Origin of the sequence: Cellulomonas cellasea (assembly GCF_006538745.1) — a bacterium.
GTDB lineage: Bacteria > Actinomycetota > Actinomycetes > Actinomycetales > Cellulomonadaceae > Cellulomonas_A > Cellulomonas_A cellasea.
This window is the reverse complement of record NZ_BJLR01000037.1, coordinates 22,286-39,323: the sequence shown is the minus strand read 5'-3', so window position 1 is coordinate 39,323 and position 17,038 is coordinate 22,286. Positions and strand designations below refer to the sequence as shown.

At 75.3% G+C, this 17,038-nt stretch carries 14 protein-coding genes; 6 read left to right on the top strand and 8 right to left on the bottom strand.

What is annotated here, in order from left to right; all coding sequences use genetic code 11:
- Positions 1 to 29: 29 nt before the first annotated feature.
- Both CCE01nite_RS19165 and CCE01nite_RS19160 read right to left on the bottom strand, forming a co-directional pair.
- The gene (locus tag CCE01nite_RS19165) at positions 30 to 1,421 is read right to left on the bottom strand and encodes a pectate lyase (RefSeq protein ID WP_246056752.1); all 1,392 of its coding nucleotides are present in this window, start codon (positions 1,419 to 1,421) and stop codon (positions 30 to 32) included.
- A 408-nt stretch (positions 1,422 to 1,829) separates the two neighbouring features.
- The gene (locus CCE01nite_RS19160; protein WP_052104068.1) at positions 1,830 to 3,065 is read right to left on the bottom strand and encodes a sugar ABC transporter substrate-binding protein; all 1,236 of its coding nucleotides are present in this window, start codon (positions 3,063 to 3,065) and stop codon (positions 1,830 to 1,832) included.
- A gap of 471 nt (positions 3,066 to 3,536) precedes the next feature.
- On the opposite strand from CCE01nite_RS19160, the gene CCE01nite_RS19155 reads away from it, so the two are divergent.
- Positions 3,537 to 5,666, top strand: a complete 2,130-nt coding sequence (locus CCE01nite_RS19155) for a heparinase II/III domain-containing protein (RefSeq protein WP_052104071.1) — start codon at positions 3,537 to 3,539, stop codon at positions 5,664 to 5,666.
- A 182-nt stretch (positions 5,667 to 5,848) separates the two neighbouring features.
- On the top strand, positions 5,849 to 7,327 hold the full coding sequence (gene mqo, locus CCE01nite_RS19150; protein ID WP_034629391.1) for a malate dehydrogenase (quinone): 1,479 nt from the start codon (positions 5,849 to 5,851) through the stop codon (positions 7,325 to 7,327).
- A 174-nt stretch (positions 7,328 to 7,501) separates the two neighbouring features.
- Here mqo and nrdI read toward each other — a convergent pair whose 3' ends face one another.
- From nrdI to CCE01nite_RS19135, 3 genes are all read right to left on the bottom strand, one after another.
- Entirely contained in the window at positions 7,502 to 7,933 is a 432-nt protein-coding gene (nrdI, locus tag CCE01nite_RS19145) for a class Ib ribonucleoside-diphosphate reductase assembly flavoprotein NrdI (protein ID WP_141372852.1), read from the bottom strand.
- Positions 7,934 to 8,015: 82 nt separating this feature from the next.
- Complete coding sequence (locus CCE01nite_RS19140) at positions 8,016 to 8,663, bottom strand: FMN reductase (RefSeq protein ID WP_141372851.1); 648 nt, start codon at positions 8,661 to 8,663, stop codon at positions 8,016 to 8,018.
- A complete protein-coding gene (locus tag CCE01nite_RS19135) occupies positions 8,660 to 9,811 on the bottom strand; it encodes an LLM class flavin-dependent oxidoreductase (protein ID WP_141372850.1) in 1,152 nt (383 codons plus the stop codon). Before CCE01nite_RS19135 ends, CCE01nite_RS19140 begins: the two co-directional genes overlap by 4 nt.
- A gap of 97 nt (positions 9,812 to 9,908) precedes the next feature.
- Here CCE01nite_RS19135 and CCE01nite_RS19130 point away from each other — a divergent pair, with 97 nt between their 5' ends.
- The 3 genes from CCE01nite_RS19130 (at position 9,909) to CCE01nite_RS19120 (ending at position 13,244) form a co-directional block, all read left to right on the top strand.
- On the top strand, positions 9,909 to 11,630 hold the full coding sequence (locus tag CCE01nite_RS19130) for a DUF885 domain-containing protein (protein WP_246056750.1): 1,722 nt from the start codon (positions 9,909 to 9,911) through the stop codon (positions 11,628 to 11,630).
- A gap of 529 nt (positions 11,631 to 12,159) precedes the next feature.
- Complete coding sequence (locus tag CCE01nite_RS19125) at positions 12,160 to 12,702, top strand: cysteine dioxygenase (RefSeq protein ID WP_141372848.1); 543 nt, start codon at positions 12,160 to 12,162, stop codon at positions 12,700 to 12,702.
- Positions 12,699 to 13,244, top strand: coding sequence for a rhodanese-like domain-containing protein (locus CCE01nite_RS19120; RefSeq protein ID WP_170223995.1), 546 nt, complete (start codon positions 12,699 to 12,701; stop codon positions 13,242 to 13,244). The genes CCE01nite_RS19125 and CCE01nite_RS19120 overlap by 4 nt, the downstream gene beginning before the upstream one ends.
- A gap of 28 nt (positions 13,245 to 13,272) precedes the next feature.
- Here the strand turns inward: CCE01nite_RS19120 and CCE01nite_RS19115 are convergent, their stop codons facing one another.
- Complete coding sequence (locus CCE01nite_RS19115; protein ID WP_307722757.1) at positions 13,273 to 14,295, bottom strand: LysR family transcriptional regulator; 1,023 nt, start codon at positions 14,293 to 14,295, stop codon at positions 13,273 to 13,275.
- 289 nt (positions 14,296 to 14,584) lie between these two features.
- Between CCE01nite_RS19115 and CCE01nite_RS19110 the strand changes: the two genes are divergently transcribed.
- On the top strand, positions 14,585 to 15,670 hold the full coding sequence (locus tag CCE01nite_RS19110) for an aminotransferase class V-fold PLP-dependent enzyme (protein WP_141372847.1): 1,086 nt from the start codon (positions 14,585 to 14,587) through the stop codon (positions 15,668 to 15,670).
- Here CCE01nite_RS19110 and CCE01nite_RS19105 read toward each other — a convergent pair.
- Complete coding sequence (locus CCE01nite_RS19105; protein WP_141372846.1) at positions 15,643 to 16,596, bottom strand: glycoside hydrolase family 113; 954 nt, start codon at positions 16,594 to 16,596, stop codon at positions 15,643 to 15,645. The genes CCE01nite_RS19110 and CCE01nite_RS19105 overlap by 28 nt on opposite strands.
- 93 nt (positions 16,597 to 16,689) lie before the next feature.
- Positions 16,690 to 16,932, bottom strand: coding sequence for a hypothetical protein (locus CCE01nite_RS19100; protein WP_141372845.1), 243 nt, complete (start codon positions 16,930 to 16,932; stop codon positions 16,690 to 16,692).
- Positions 16,933 to 17,038 lie beyond the last annotated feature (106 nt).

Sequence of the window (17,038 nt, the reverse complement as noted above, 5' to 3'; positions counted from 1 at the left end):
CGCTCACCGGGGGACGGCGAGCGCGGGCCTCACCGGTAGGTGATGTCGGACACGGAGTACCCGCAGGCCGCCGACGGACCGGAACGGACCTTCGAGGGCTCGCCGGACGTGACGCCCTTGTACTCGTCGCAGATCGAGATCTTCCGCGACGAGTCGCCGATGATCGTCACGTTGCGCAGGGTCGCCTTGTCGCCGAGGTTCGAGTTGATCCCGACGAGCGCCTTGCCCGGCGTGGTGACCTGGACCCCGTCGACCTTGACGGTGCGGGCGTACTGCTTCGAGCAGTTGCCGCACGAGCGGTACAGCTTGCCGAAGCCGCTGACCTGGAAGCCGCCGGTGATGACGAACGTGCCGGGTCCGTTGTGCTGGAAGACCTTGTCGCTCGCCCCCTTGGCGCCGCCGCCCGTGACCGTCATGACCTGCGACGTGCTCGAGCCCTTGAGCGTCGCGGCGTCCTCGCCGACGTCCTCCCACCAGACGTTCTGCAGCGTGCAGGTCCCGGTGCAGTGCACGCCGTCGCCGGCGCCCGTGCCGATGATGACGTTCTTGAGCACGGCGCCGTCGGAGAGCAGGAACATCGGCGGCTGGCTCTCGCCCTGGTCGCCCGACGAGATGCCGTAGTACCGGACGAACCGGCCGTCGAGCGTGCCCGAGACCTCGATGGTCGAGGACACCTTCTGCGTCGACGTGGCGCTCGGCCACGAGCCGCTCGGGGCGGTCGTCCCGGTCGGGGTCGGCGTGGGGCTCGACGACGCGGTGGGGCTCGCGGTCACGGTCGGGCTCGGGCTCGACGTCGGGCTCGTCGTCGCGGTCGGGCTCGACGTCGGCTCCGGCGCGGTGCCGGAGACCTTGCGCAGCGTGATCTGCTGGTTGTTGGCGTTGGTGTCGGTCGCCTGGTTCCAGCGCGCGCCGGCCGACTTCGAGCTGTCGACGACCTGGAGCGCGAGCCCGCTGGCCCGGTTGACGAGCTTGATGCGGCCCGACGAGCCCGCCGCGACGGTGAACTGCTGGCTGGTGGCCCCCGAGTCGGCCGTCTGCGTCGCGAGCGAGGACGCCGAGCTCCCGATCGTCAGGACCTTGCCGGAGTGCGCGAACGCGACCCGGACGTAGCCGCTGCCCGAGCCGAGGAACCGCACGCGCTGGCTCGCCGCGCCGGTCGAGGAGTCCTGGACGACGGCGGCGCCGTCGGCCGTCGAGGCACCGTCGACGCCGAGCACGAGCCGGGAGCGCCAGCTCTCGAGCTCGTACCACGCGGAGGTGTCGATGGCGGGTGGTGCGGCGGTCGCGCCCTGCGCGCCGACGACCGCACCGAGCGCGCCGACGGCGAGCGCGAGCGTGACCGCGATCCCCCGGCGGCGAGGGCGTCGCGGCCCGGGGTCGACCGGAGGCGGGAGCCTCCGGGTGTCGTTCGTGAGATCCACGTCGTGTGCCTTCCGTGGTGGGCCTCCTCCTCGGCGGCGTTGCCGTGGAGGTGCGGGGCGGCCCGGTCGGGCCGCCGTCCCGGGAAGCGCTTCCCCAGGGTGCACGGCCGACGGTAGCCACGTCGTGAGGGGCAGGACAACCGCCCGGAACGTGCTGGAAACGATATGGATAACGCTTTCCGCCGCGTTTGGCCCCCGGGCGCAACGACGCCCGGCCCGCCGCAGGGGCTGCGACCGGCCGGGCGACGAGCGGGGCGACCCGCTGCGGGTCGTCCCGTCCGGGCCGTGCGGTGGCGAACCCGCAGCGGTAGGTGATCGAGAGGGTGGAGGTACCCGCACCGCGAGAGCCCCGCTCCGCCGCCGGCCCGGAGCCGCCGAGAAAGGGCGGCCGGGACCCGCGGCGTCGCGTCAGAGCTCCGCGGCGATCGACGCCTCGATGTTCGCGACCATCTGGTCCCACAGCGCCGCCGGGTCGCCCTCGCCCCGCGCGATCGACGCCTCGGTCGACCCCCAGTACAGCCAGACCATGCCCATCTGCGGGATCGCGGGCATGGGGGCACCCTGCGCGCCGGCGTCCGCGAAGCCCGTCGTGATCGGGTCGTCGGTGATCTCGTCGAGCGCCGCGGTCAGCGCGGGCGCCCGGCTCGTCGCGCGGTACAGCGCGAGCTGCGCCTCGGGGGTCGCGAGGAAGTCGCCGACGAACGCGCGCGCCGCGTCCTGCTGCAGCGACAAGTTGTTGACGAACGCGCCCTGCACGCCGACGAACGGCTGCGCCGGCAGGTCGCCGGCCGGCGGGACCGGGAGCACCGAGATGTCCATGCCCGCCTCGACGAACGCCGCGGTGCTCCACGGGCCGGTGAGGATGTACGGCGACCCGCCCGCGAGGAAGCCCTGCGTCGCGACCTCGGACGTGATCGCGGGGTCGAGCACGTCACGCTCGGCGAGGTCCGCGAGGAACTCCGCGAACGCGCGCCCGCCGTCGCCGCCGAGCGCGAGCTCGCTCGTGTACGAGCCCTCGTCGTCGGCGCGGAACGCCGGCGCACCGAACGAGGTCTGCACCGGGTACAGGTGGTACGGGTCGCCGCCGTCCCCCTGCTGCACGAGCAGCGGACGGGTCGCCCGGCCCTCGGCGACGAGCGCCTCGCCCTGCGCGACGACCTCGCCGAACGTCGCGGGAGTCGTGGTCGCGAGCGCGTCGTTGCGCACGAGCGCGACACTCTCGATCGACAGCGGCATGCCGTAGGTGACCCCGTCGTACGTCATGGCCTCGACGGCCGCCGGCGCGAAGGCGTCGGGGTCGGCGAGGTCCACGGGCTGCACGACGCCGTTCGTCACCAGCTCACCGAGCCAGTCGTGCGCGCCGATCAGCACGTCGGGCCCCTCCCCCTGGGTCACGGCGCGCACGTAGGCGTCGCGCAGGGTCTCGCTGGTCTGCGGGACGACGTCGATCGCGACGCCGGCCTCGGCGCCGTAGGCACCGGCGAGCCCCTCGAGCGCCCCCGCCCGGGCCTCGTCGACCCAGACGACCAGCGAGCGGCTCGCGGCGACGGGGGCGGGCTCGTCCGGCCCGGCGGATCCGCACGCGGCGAGGGCGAGCACGAGGGTGAGGCCGGCGGCACCGCCGGCGAGGATGCGTCGTCGCATCGAGGGGTCTCCTGGGTGGCTGCTGCGGTCACGACCGCCCGGCGCGAGGGGCTCCGGCGCTCGGACGGTAGACCGCGCCGACGCCCCGCAGCAACGCATTGCAGCAACTTGCTGCAAACTTCGGCCGTTCGTTCCCTCGTCCGGAGGACGAGCACGGACGCTCTCGGGCGAACCGTGAGGGCCGCCGGTGGGCCTGCGTGCGGGCGCCTCGGCCGTCGCCCGTCCCGCGGGAAATGCCGGACAGGCCGGGCCGAACAATTGACCCGGAGCGCCTAAACGATTATCTGCCCGCGTTCCGCGCATTTTTCTCCCGACCGGTCGGAGGCAATCGCGGCGACGGCCGGTAACGTCCCCGGAAGGCTGTGAGCGCCACGCAGGGGACCGGTGCGCCGGCCCGACGACGCCCATCCCGACGCGTCGGACCGCCGACCCCGCGGGCGGACCGCCGAACCACCGTCCGACGGAGGACACGTGGACCACGACCGCACAGCGGGCACCGCGACAGTGACGCCGCAGCCCCCCGCACCCGCGCCCTCGGACGCACCGACCGGCCCGCTGCTGCGCGCCTGGGGCCTCGACGCACGCCGGGACCGCCTCACCGAGCTGCTCGCGGGCGGCCTGCGCGCCCACCCCGTGCGCCCGGTGCACGACCGCGCGCTGTGGGACGCGGTCGACCGGCCCACCGTCGCGGCGTTCCGGCTGCGCGGCGAGCTCGACCTCGAGGAGCCGTGGCCGCAGCCGCTCACGTCCCACTACGCCCGGTACCTGCGCGACGGCAACCGCACCGCGTACGAGGACCAGGTCGCGCGCCGGCAGGAGCGGCTCTCGCGCGCCGCCGTCCTCGCGACCGCCACCGGCGAGGAGCGCTGGCTCGACGAGGTCGCGGACGGCGTGGTGCTGCTGTGCGAGCAGAGCAGCTGGTGCTGGCCCGCGCACGACGAGGGCCTGCGGATCCACGGGTGGGCGCTGCCCCCGGAGGGCTCGCCGTCACTCGACCTCGGCGCCGCGGAGGTCGTCGGGCAGCTGGCCTGGATCGACCACACGCTCGGCGCCGCGCTCGACGACCACGCTCCCGGCGTCCGCGAGCGGCTGCGCGCCGAGGCCCGCACGCGCGTCCTGCGCCCGTTCGTCGACCGGCGCGACTGGCACTGGCTCCGGCAGGACGGCTGGGCGCACAACTGGAACCCGTGGATCCACGGCCACGTCCTCGTCGCGGCGCTCGCGCTGCTCGACGAGCCCGACGAGCGCGCCGAGGCGGTCGAGCACGCGATCGCCGGCCTGGACCAGTTCCTCGACACCCTGCCCACGGACGGCAGCAGCGACGAGGGCTACACGTCGTGGTGGAACGGCGCCGGGCGTGCGCTCGAGGCGCTCGAGGTCCTCGCGCACGCGAGCGGCGGGGTGCTCGACGCGAGCACGGTGCCCGTCGTGCGCGAGACCGTGCGGTTCCCGCACCGCATGCAGCTCGGCGGGGACTGGTACCTCGACGTCGCCGACAGCCCCGCCCGGCCGCCGCGCGACCAGGCCTGGCACGTGCTGCACCGCTGGGCGCAGACGCTCGACGACGAGCAGGTCCGCCTGCACGCCGCCTCCTACCGCGAGCCCGGCCTCCCGTCGGTCACCGAGCGCGCGGGCCTCGGACGCGCGCTGCAGGGGCTCGCCGACCCCGCGTGGCGCGACGCCCACCGCGAGCACCCACCGCTCGAGCGCGACGTGTGGCTCCCGCAGACGCAGCTCGTCGTGACCCGCGAGCGGCTCGGCTCGGCGCGCGGCCTGTGCGTGACGGTCAAGGGCGGGCACAACGGCGAGCACGACAACCACAACGACGTCGGCTCGGTGGTCATCGCGGTCGACGGCGTGCCGCTCGTCGTGGACGCGGGCCAGCCGACGTACACCGCGGCGACGTTCGGGGCCGAGCGCTTCACGCTGTGGACGATGCAGAGCAGCTGGCACAACGTCCCCGAGCCGGCGTGGACGACGCAGGGCACCGGCGCCCGGTACCGCGCGCGGGACGTCCGCGTGACGCCCGGGGAGGACACGACGCGCGTCGTGCTCGACCTCTCGGAGGCGTACGACCTGCCGGGCGCGACGGGCGTGCGGACGGTCGTGCTCGACCGCCGGCGGCGCTGCGTGACGGTCGAGGACGCGTGGGACCTCGGGCGCGACAGGCACCCCGGCGGTGCGGGCGCGGCGCTGGCTGACGCGGCGTCGACGGTCGACGGGGACGGGACGCACGCCGACCCCGACGCCGCCGGGCGCACGGACGAGGGCTCCCCCGCCGGGCTGCGGGTGCACTACCTGCTCGCGGGCGAGGTCAGCGCCGAGCGCGGCGGCGTCGTGACCCGACCCGCGTCCGGCGGACGCGGCGTGCGGCTCACGTGGGACCCCGAGACGGTCGTCGCGACCACGACGGTCCGGCTGCTCGACGACCCGCTGCTCGCGGGGGTGTGGGGCGAGCGGCTCACGCGCCTCGAGCTCACGCTCACCGAGCCCGCCGCCGGGGCGGCGCGCGCCGTCGCACGCGCGGGCCGCCGGACGCGCACGGCGCCGGACGAGGCGACGAGCCGGATGATCCGGGTCGTGGCGCAGGCGATCCGGTAGGGCGCGCGGGAGCGGGCCGGCGGCGCGGGGCGGCCCCGCGGGGGCCTCACGCGGGTCACGACGGGGTGCCGCTGGGCCTCGTCGGTCATCGTCAGGTCATGGGATGACCAAGCCGGTCATGGGATGACCGAGATCCGGACGGGGGGTGGGTCTGCGTCGTCAGGTCATCCTATGATTACGGGGTGACGGACCACGCCAGCACTGTCGATGTCGTCCTCGTCGGCGGCGGGATCATGAGCGCGACGCTCGCCTCGATGATCTCCGTCCTCGAGCCCACCTGGACGATCGAGATCCTGGAGCGCCGCGACGCGCTCGCCGAGGAGAGCTCGAACGCCTGGAACAACGCGGGCACGGGGCACGCCGCGCTGTGCGAGCTCAACTACACCCCCGAGCGCCCCGACGGCTCGATCGACATCGCCAAGGCCGTGACGATCAACGAGCAGTTCGAGCTCTCGCGCGAGCTGTGGCACTTCCTGCTCACGAGCGGCCGGCTGCCCGAGGGCTTCGCGTTCCTGTCCCCGACCCCGCACCTGACGTTCGTGCGCGGCGCCGAGAACGTCGACTACCTGCGCCGGCGTGCCGACGCCCTGCGCGCGCACCACCTGTTCGCCGGCCTGGAGTTCACGGACGACCCCGAGGTCATCCGCACGTGGGCCCCGCTGCTCGTCGAGGGGCGCGTCGGCGACGAGCCGATCGCCGCGACCCGGGCACCCGAGGGCACGGACGTCGACTTCGGGGCGCTGACCCGCGGGCTCGTCGACGGCGTCGTCGCGCGCGGTGCGACCGTCCGCCTCGAGCACGAGGTGCGCCGGCTGCGCCAGCGCCGCGACGGCAGCTGGCGGCTCACCGTCGCCGACCGCCGCTGGAACGCGAGCCCGCGCAAGCGCACGATCGACGCGCGGTTCGTCTTCATCGGCGCGGGCGGCGGCGCGCTGCACCTGCTGCAGAAGTCGGGCATCCCGGAGGCCCGGGGCTACGGCGGCTTCCCGATCAGCGGGCAGTTCCTGCGCACGACCAACCCGGACCTCGTCGCGCAGCACCAGGCGAAGGTCTACGGCAAGGCCGACGTCGGCTCGCCGCCGATGTCGGTCCCGCACCTGGACACGCGCGTCGTCGACGGGCAGACGGCGCTGCTCTTCGGCCCGTACGCCGGGTGGAGCATGAAGTTCCTCAAGGCCGGCTCGCCGCTCGACCTCATCCGCTCGATCCGGCCCGGCAACCTGGTCCCGATGCTCGCCGTCGGGCTCAAGAACGTCGACCTGGTCAAGTACCTGATCAGCGAGGTCACGGCGACCGAGACGCGCCGCCTGCGCACGCTGCGCGCGTTCATGCCGACCGCGCACCCGCGCGACTGGGAGCTCATCACCGCGGGCCAGCGCGTCCAGGTGATCAAGAAGCACCCGACGCAGGGCGGCGTGCTCGAGTTCGGCACCGAGCTCGTGACCGCGCAGGACGGCACGATCGCCGGCCTGCTCGGGGCCTCCCCGGGCGCGTCGACCGCGGTCTCCACGATGGTCGACCTGCTCGAGCGGTGCTTCCCGACGAAGGTCGACGGCTGGCGCCCGCAGCTGCGCGAGATGATGCCGAGCCTCGGCGGCAGCGACTGGGACGACTCGTTCGAGCGCGAGGGCATGGCGGACGACGCCCAGGTCGGCGCCTGACCCGCACCCGCACGCACCACGACGCCCGCTCCCCCGGTCCTGCCGGCGGGGCGGGCGTCGTCGTGCCGGGCGGCGTCGGCGCCGCGGAGGCGTCGTGCCGGGGTGTCGTCGCGCCGGGCGGCGTCGGCGCCGCGGCGGCGTCGTGCCGGGGCGTCGTCGTGCGAGGGCGGCAGCTCAGCCCGTGGCGCCGGCGCGCTCGTCGAGCGCCGCGTCGAGCCGCTCGAGGATCTCGCGACACTCCGCCACGTCCCACGGCGTGCCCGCGAGCTCGAACTCGAACAGCACCGGGCGCCCCGAGCGCTCGGCGACGACCCGCGCCGCACGCTGGTAGTGAGTCCCGAAGTTCCGGTTGCCGCTGCCCAGGACCCCGACGAGGCGGCGCCGGTTCACCGGTGAGGCGAGGAAGCGCCGCACGCCCTCGGGGATCGTGTCGTTGCGGTCGTTGCCGGTCTTGTACGACGGCGTGAGGAGCACCCACGGCCCGTCGGCCACGCTGCGTCGGTGCTCGCGCTCGGCGAGGTTGTACGCCGGCCGCCCGAGCCGCTCCGCGAACGACCGGACGAGGCCGCTCGTGCTCGAGTAGTAGTACACCGGGGTCGTCCGCACGCCGCCCAGCCCATCACGCACGGACGCGCGCCGACCGGGCCCGAGGTCCTGGTCGGCGCGCGCGTGGTCCGCCGGCGCTGCGTCAGCGACCCGCGAGCAGGTCCTCGAACGACGTGGGGCTCGCGAACGGGTCGTGCACCTCGCGCGGGGTCCGCGCGGCGACGAGGTCGGCGAGCTCGCGGCCCGCGCGGTCGACCCGGACGACGAGCGGTGCGGTGTCGTCGGACCCGGCCCTGCCCTCCACGGCGCCGAAGTCGTCGGTCGCGGCGAAGACGCCGGTCGGGACGACCACGGAGCGCAGGTAGGAGAACAGCGGCCGCAGCTCGTGCTCGAGCGCGAGCGAGTGCCGTGCGGTGCCCGCGGTCGCGCCGAGCAGCACGGGCGTGCCCGCGAGCGCGCCCTGCTCGAGGACGTCCACGAAGTTCTTGAACATCCCGTTGTACGAGCCGCTGAAGATCGGCGTGACCGCGACGACGCCGTCGGCGCGCGTCACGGTGTCGATCGCCTCGCGCAGCGGGCCGCTCGAGAAGCCGGTCAGCAGCGCGTCGGTCAGCGGGTGCGCGAGCTCGCGGAGCTCGATCACGTGCACGTCGACGTCGAGGCCCTTCTGGCCGAGGGCGTTGACCGTCGCCTCGGTCAGGCGGTCGGCGAGCAGTCGCGTCGAGGACGGCTGGCGCAGCCCCGCCGAGACGACCGCGAGGGTCCGGCGGTTCGTGGCGCCCCCGGTCATCGCGTCACCGTCGCGACCTCGGGCGAGGCGCCCGTGACGTCGTCGGCCGCGGCGTAGACCGTCGCGTCGTGCGCGCCGCCGGCCTTCGCGACGAGCGAGGCGTGCGTCGGGGCGTCGGGCACGTGCGCCGGGCGGCCGATCGCGAGCTCCTTGCGGAGCACCGGGACGACCTCGCCGCCGAGCAGGTCGAGCTGCTCGAGGACCGTCTTGAGCGGGAGCCCGGCGTGATCCATGAGGAAGAGCTGGCGCTGGTAGTCCCCGACGTGCTCGCGCATCGTGGCGTAGCGGTCGACGACCTCCTGCGGGCTGCCGACGGTGAGCGGCGTCTGCGCGGTGAAGTCCTCCATCGAGGGCCCGTGGCCGTAGACCGGGGCGTTGTCGAAGTAGGGCCGGAACTCACGCTTCGCGTCCTGGCTGTTCGCCCGCATGAACACCTGGCCGCCGAGGCCGACGATCGCCTGGTCCGCGCTGCCGTGGCCGTAGTGCTCGAACCGGCGGCGGTAGAGGGCGACCATCTGCTGCGTGTGCTCGAGGGGCCAGAAGATGTTGTTGTGGAAGAACCCGTCGCCGTAGTACGCCGCCTGCTCGGCGATCTCGGGGCTGCGGATCGAGCCGTGCCACACGAACGGCGGGACGCCGTCGAGCGGGCGGGGCGTCGAGGTGAACGACTGCAGCGGGGTGCGGAACTTGCCCTCCCAGCTCACGACGTCCTCGCGCCACAGCCGGTGCAGCAGCGCGTAGTTCTCGATCGCGAGGCTGATGCCGTTGCGGATGTCCTGGCCGAACCACGGGTAGACGGGTCCGGTGTTGCCGCGGCCCATCATGAGGTCGACGCGGCCGTCCGCGAGGTGCTGGAGCATCGCGTAGTCCTCGGCGATCTTCACCGGGTCGTTCGTGGTGATGAGCGTCGTCGAGGTCGACAGGAGGAGCCGCTCGGTCTTCGCGGCGATGTAGCCGAGCATCGTGGTGGGCGACGAGGGCACGAACGGCGGGTTGTGGTGCTCGCCGGTCGCGAAGACGTCGAGCCCGACCTCCTCGGCGTGGCGCGCGATGGTCACCATCGCCTGGATGCGCTCGGCCTCGGTCGGCGTGCGACCGGTCGTCGGGTCGGTGGTGACGTCGCCGACGGTGAAGATCCCGAACTGCATGGCGTGCTCCCTCTGGTCGTCTTGTTTAACATTCAACCATCTGGTCGCTGCAACGCCAACCCTGGGGGACCTATTCCGCTCGTCTAGCGTGGAGCGGGTGACCACGACAGACCCCACCCCGTCCCCGTCCACCGCGCCGACCGCGCGCCAGGTCGCCGACCGCTGGGTCGACACGCTCGTCGACCTCGACCCCCGCTGGGCGTCGGCCCTCGGTGTCCGCCCCGGCGACGACCGGATGCCCGACCTGTCGCCCGACGGCCTCGCCGCGGAGGCGGACGCCGCCAGGGCCGCGCTCGCCGAGCTCGACGGTGCACGCGTCCTCGACGACGACGACCGCCGCTGCGCCACGCTGCTGCGTGAGCGGCTCGAGGCGCAGCTCGCCGTGCACGAGACCGGTGCCGACCTCGCGTCGCTGCGGCCCATCGCGTCCCCGGTGCAGATGCTCCAGGGCATCTTCCTGCTCATGCCGACCGCGACCGACGAGGACTGGGGCGTCGTCGCCCGCCGGCTGCACGCCGTCCCGGAGTCCGCCGCGTCCTACCGGCGCACGCTCGAGGCCGGGCTCGCCACGGGTCGGACCAGCGCACCCCGCCAGGCCGCTGCGGTCGTCGAGCAGCTCGGGGACTGGCTGCCCGACGGCGACACCCCCGGCTGGCACGCCGGCTTCACAGCCGCCGGCCCCGACGCGCTGCGCGCGGAGCTCGACGCGGGCGCCGCCGCCGCCACCACCGCGGTCACCGAGCTGCGCGACTGGATCGCCGGCACCTACCTGCCCGCGGTCGAGGGCACGCCCGACGGCGTCGGCCGCGACGCCTACCTCGTCGCCGCACGGTCGAGCATCGGCGCGACGCTCGACCCCGACGAGGCGTACGCCTGGGGGTGGGAGGAGCTCGCGCGGATCGAGGCCGAGATGGTGCGCGAGGCCGACCGGGTCCTGCCCGGCGCGACCCCGGCGGAGGCGTTCGCGCACCTCGACGTGCACGGCGAGGCGGTCGAGGGCGTCGAGGAGGTGCGTGCGTGGCTCCAGGCGATGATGGACACGGCGATCGCCGAGCTGGACGGGACCGCGGTGGACGTCGCCGAGCCGGTGCGCCGCGTCGAGGCGATGATCGCGCCCCCGGGCGCCGCGGCCGCCCCGTACTACTCGCGCCCGTCGCTCGACTTCAGCCGGCCCGGACGCACCTGGCTGCCGACCCTCGGGCGCACGCGCTTCCCGACCTGGGACCTGATCAGCACCTGGTACCACGAGGGCGTCCCGGGCCACCATCTCCAGCTGGGTCAGTGGGCGCACCGCGCCGCCGAGCTCTCGCGGTTCCAGGTCAGCGTGGGCTCGGTGTCCGCGACGACCGAGGGCTGGGCGCTGTACGCCGAGCGCCTCATGGACGAGCTCGGCTACCTCACCGACCCGGGGGCGCGCCTCGGCTACCTCGACGGGCAGCGCATGCGCGCGGTGCGCGTCGTGATCGACATCGGGATGCACCTCGGCCTGCGCATCCCCGACTCGTCCGGCTTCCACCCCGGGGAGCGCTGGACCGCCGAGCTCGGCGAGGAGTTCTTCGCGGCGCGCAGCGGGTCGCCCGCCGCGTTCGTGCACAGCGAGATCGTGCGCTACCTCGGCTGGCCCGGGCAGGCCATCAGCTACAAGCTCGGCGAGCGCGCGTGGCTCGCGGGCCGCGCGGCGGCGCGGGCGCGCGTCGCGGAGCGGGGCGAGCGCTTCGACCTGCGAGCGTGGCACACCGCGGCGCTCTCGCTCGGCTCGCTCGGGCTCGACGACCTGGAGCGGGAGCTCAGCGCGATCGACGCGGTCGCCGCGGGCTGACGCGCGCCGGCCGGTCGGCCCCCCGGGGCGGTGCTCGCGGGGAGCCGGCCGGACGCCCGGAGGGTTTGCGCGGAGCTGGGCGTCCGAGGGCTCGTGCGGAGCCGGCCGGGCGTCCGAGGGCTCGCGGAGCCGGCCGGGCGTCCGAGGGCTCGCGGAGCCGGCCGGGCGTCCGGAAGGCTCGTGCGGAGGCGACCGGGTGCCCGAGGGCTCGCCAGGAGCCCGCCGGTGTCCGCAACGTGAGACGTCCGGTCCGGCTCTTGACACGTTCTCTCGTGGCACGGACCCTCGTCGGCACCACGAGACACCCGACGACCCCCGAGAGGAGCCCACGATGACCCGACCCACGTCCCCGTCCCACGTGCTGCCGCTCCCCGTGGCCGTCACCCTCTCCGCGGCCGGCGCCACCGGCCGCGGGTGCTGTCGCTGTCGTTGACGCCCCGCTCCCCGTCAACACACCCGCACCGTCGTGCCCTCCGGCCTGCCCGGACGCGAGCCACGGGCGGGACCGCGCACCCCGAGAGGCACTTTCGTGACCACGACCGTCGACCGTTCCCCCGCTGCCCCCGCACTCCCCGCCGCCCCCGCGACCCGCACGCCCGCCCCCGCCCGGACGCTGGGCCTCCCCGAGCTCGCGTCCCTCACGCGCTCCCTCGCGCAGCGCCCCGACCTGTGGCGCCCCCTCGTGCGCTTCGACCAGGGCTCCCGGTGGTGGACCCGGCTCGAGGGCCCCGCCGGGACCGACGTCTGGCTCCTGTCGTGGCTCACGAGCCAAGGCACCGAGCTGCACGACCACGGCCCCTCCGCCGCGGCGTTCACCGTGGTGCGCGGTGCGCTCACGGAGAACCGCCCCAGCGGCGGCGGCAGCCTCACGTCACGCACCTTCGCGGCCGGCCGCACGCAGACGGTCGTCCCCGGCGCGGTCCACGACGTGGTGAACGCCGACGCGGAGCCGGCCGTGAGCATCCACGCGTACTCGCCGCCGCTGCTGGCGATGACGTACTACGCGCTCGGCGCCGGCGGCCTGACGCCGACGCGCACCGTGCTCACCGACGAGCCGGAGCAGGACGCGTGAGCGCGCCGACGGCCGTCACGGCGCACCCGGCGCCGTCGCACCCGGCGTGGGCACACCCAGCGCCGTCGCACCCGGCGTCAGCGCACGCGGCGTCGTCGCACCGCCAGGCGGACGCCGCCGGCCCGGGCGACGCGACGCTCCCCGCGCACCGTCGACGCACCCGCACGATCGACGAGGTCCTCGCCGACGCGCGCGCCCGGCTGCGGCGGCTGTCCCCGGCCGAGGCCGCGGAGGCGCACTCCCGGGGCGCGGTGCTCGTCGACATCCGCCCGGCCGCCCAGCGCGCGGCCGAGGGGTCCGTGCCCGGTGCGCTGGTCATCGAGCGCAACGTGCTCGAGTGGCGGCTCGACCCGACCAGCGCGCACCGCGTCCCCGTCGCGACCGACCACGACGTCCAGGTCGTCGTGCTGTGCTCGCAGGGCTACACGTCGAGCCTCGCCGCAGCGGCGCTCGTGGACCTGGGGCTGCACCGGGCGACGGACGTCGTCGGCGGCTTCGAGGCGTGGCAGGAGGCCGGGCTGCCCACGGCGGGCGCGGCCTGACGTCCACCCGCGCGCACGGTGCCCGGCGTCAGGCGTGCGGTCGCCCGCTCGCGAGGGACGGCAGCGTGCGGGCCGCCGCGACGAGCGCGTCGAGCGTCGCGGCGACCGCGGGGACCCGCAGGAGGTCGGGCGTCGTGACGGCGTGCACCGTCCGGTCGGCCGTCCCGGAGGCGGGCCGCACCACGACCCCGGGCGTCCGCAGCGCGGTCGGCAGGACGAGCCCGGGGAGCAGCGCGACGCCGAGCCCCGCCGCGACGAGGCCGAGCACGGCGACGTAGTCGTCGGTCGCGTACGCGATCCGGGGCGTGAACCCGCGCGAGCTGCCGGCGGCGAGCAGGTGGCCGCGGCAGCGCGGGCAGCCCGCGATCCACACGTCGTCGGCGAGGTCCGCGAGGTCGAGCCCGTCGCCGGCGTGCGCCGCGGGGTGCGCCTCGGGCAGCGCGACGACCGTGCCGTCGTCGACCAGGTGCCGGGTCACGAGCCCGTCGAGGTCCCCGCCCGCCGTCGGCACGCCGGGGTAGGCGAAGACGAGCGCGACGTCGCAGGCCGCGGTCCGCAGGGCCTCGAGCGCCTGCGGGGGCTCTGCCTCGTCGAGGGTCACCGCGAGGCCGGGGTGCCGCTCCCGCAGGTCGGCGAGCGCGCGCGGCACGATGGTCGCGGTCGCGGACGGGAACGCCACGAGCCGCACGCGGCCCGAGCGCAGCGTCGTGAGCGAGAGCACCTCGGCCGCGGCGGCGCCGACCGCCGCGGTCACCGTCGCCCCGTGGTGCGCCAGCACGCGCCCCGCCTCCGTGAGCCGCACGCCGCGGCCCACGCGTTCGAGCAGCGCCGTGCCGAGCCGCCGCTCGAGGCGACGTACGTGCTGGCTGACCGCGGGCTGGCTCGAGCCGATCGCGGCGGCCGCGGCCGTGAGGCTCCCGTGGTCGGCGATCGCCCGCATGAGGCGCAGCGCCTGGACGTCGAGCGCGCGGGGGTCGAGCGCGGGCGGGGCGAGCGCGGCCGGCGGCACCGCCGGGGTCGTCGGCGCGGGCGTGGCGGCGGACGTCGACACGGGAACGGGCGCGGTGCTCGAGGTCGGCACGGGAGCGGGAGCGGCGCTGGGGCTCGGCACCCGAGCGGGCGCGGTGCCGGAGGTCGGCCCCGGAGCAGTCGCGGCGCCGGGGGTCCGCACCCGAGCGGGGCGGGCGGCGGGCGACCCGCCCGGCCGGACGGCGTGACGGTGCTCGCTCACGGACGCTGCTCGCTCATGGCGACACGCTACCGACCCATCACGCCGCATGATGGGACGCCTCACCATCCTGCCGTTGTGTGATGGACCGCAGCGGGACGACGATCGGACCATGCCGCTCACCACGACCGCCCTGGCCGACCTGCGCGACGCGTTCGCGCCCGTCACCGGCTACCTCGACGCCGCGACCCTCGGCCTGCCGCCCCGCGCGACGGCCGACGCGCTCCGCGACGCCCTGGACGCGTGGCAGTCCGGTCGCGCCGACGCGGCGGGTTACGACGCGGCCGTGCGCCGGTCGCGAGCGGCGTACGCACGGCTGGTGGGCGTCCCGGTCGAGCACGTCGCGGTCGGCTCGCAGACGTCCTCGCTCGTCGGGGTCGTCGCCGCCGCGCTCCCCGACGGCGCGGAGGTCGTCGTCGTCGACGGGGACTTCACGTCGCTCGTCTTCCCGTTCCTCGCGCACGCCGACCGCGGCGTCCGGGTGCGGCACGTGCCGCTCGACCGGCTCGCCGAGGAGGTGCGCCCCGGGACCGACCTCGTGGCGTTCTCGCTCGTGCAGTCGCGCGACGGCCGGGTCGCCGACGCCGACGGGGTGCGCGCCGCGGCGGCCGCCGTCGGTGCGCGCACGCTGTGCGACACGACGCAGGCCGCCGGGTGGTTCCCGGTCGACGCCGCACGCTTCGACGTGACCGTGTGCTCGGCCTACAAGTGGCTGTGCGGCCCGCGCGGTGCCGCGTTCCTGACGGTCCGCCCCGAGGTCGCCGCCACCCTTCGCCCGGTCCACGCCGGCTGGTACGCGGGCGCCGACGTGTGGTCCTCGGTGTACGGGCCCGAGATGACGCTCGCGCACGACGCCCGGCGCTTCGACGTCTCCCCCGCGTGGCTGTGCTGGGTGGGGCTGGCGCCCGCGCTCGAGCTGCTCGCCGGTGTCGACCCCCGCGACGTGCGCGCGCACGACGCCGGCCTCGCGGACGCCCTGCGCGCACGGCTCGGGCTCGAGCCCACCGGGAGCGCGATCGTCGCGCTGCCCGACGCGACGGGGACGCTGCGCACCCGGCTCGCCGAGCACGGGGTGCGGGCGGCCGGCCGCGCGGGCGGCGTGCGGCTGGCCTTCCACGTGTGGTGCACCGAGGCCGACGTCGAGCGGGCGGCCGAGGTCGTCGCGCAGGCTCAGGCGGGTCGTACCTTCGACGCATAGTGCTCGCGCACCGTGCGCTCGGCCTGCTTGCCGAACATGCAGTAGTCGTCGTTGCGCGCTGCGTCCGCCTCGTCGTACAGCCGGACCGGCCAGTCCCAGAGCATGAAGCCCTCGACCCAGTCGCGCGGCCCGGTCGCGGCGAACGCCGCCTCGTACCACGCCCGCTGCGCGTCCTCGCTCGGCTCGCCCGGCAGCGCCCAGTCGTTCGGGAGCGCCGGGGAGCCCGTGCGGCTCGGGCAGCCCGCCTCCATGAAGAAGAACGGCTTGCCGTGCGCGCGGACGACGGGCTCGATCCGGTCGAGCTGGTTCTCCCAGTCGTCCACCGGGTAGTAGCCGCTCGACGAGATCACGTCGACCGCGTCCCACCACGTGACGCGGTCCTCCTGGTACTTGTCGCAGTTGTACGTGACGAGCCCGGAGTACACGGCGCGCACCTGTCGGACGAGCTCGCGCCACTCGCCCTCGCGCCGGTCCGTCTGCACCATCTCGCAGCCGATGCAGAGCATCTCCGCACCCTCCTCCTCGGCGATGCGGGCGTGATGCACGAGGAACTCGGTGTAGCTCGCGAACCACTCGCTCCACTTCGGCTCGCACGGCACGTCGTGGTCGAAGAAGTTGATGTGGGCGCGCCACGTCCCGTCCGCGCAGTTCACGACCGGCTTGAGCACGACCTTCAGCCCGCGCTCGTGCGCCCCGCGGATCGCCGCGCGCACCTCGTCGTCGCTCACGGTCGGCTCGTCGCGGAACCGGATCTCGGTCGACTGCGGGGTGTCCTGCAGCGTGAAGAACGTGATGGCCGTCCAGGTCACGCCGAGCCGCTCGACCATGAGCGACATCGAGCGCTCCGCGTCAGGGCCCGTCCACTCCCCGCGCCGGCCGCCCCAGCCCCACGTCATCCCCGCGATCCAGCCGTCGAGCTGCGTCATCCGTGCACTCCCCGTCGAGTCGTCGTCGCCGCGCCCGCCGAGGCGGACCTCCGGGCCTCGTCGCGCGCGGGGTCAGGCTACGTCGAAGGCGGCTCAGAGCCGGGCGTGCAGGCAGTGCGTGCTCACGTTCTCCGTCGCCTCGTCGAGCATCGCGCGCAGCGCGGCGTAGCGTGCGCGGCGCACGTCGGCCCCCGGCTCGCGGGCGCCCGCGCGCTCGAGCGCGTGGTGCGCCTCGGACGTCGCGCGCGCGAGCTCGAACCATGTCGCCCCGGCGTACGCGGCACGGACCTCACGGGTGACGTCGTCCGTCCGGGCGTCGTCGTCGGCTCCTGCCATGTCCCACCACCTCCTCGTGCGTCCCAGCGTCTCCCCGACCTCCGACACGCCCCGGGCGCCACGCCGGTCGCGCGCCCCGGCACGCCGAGCGCTCTGGTGAGGAGGA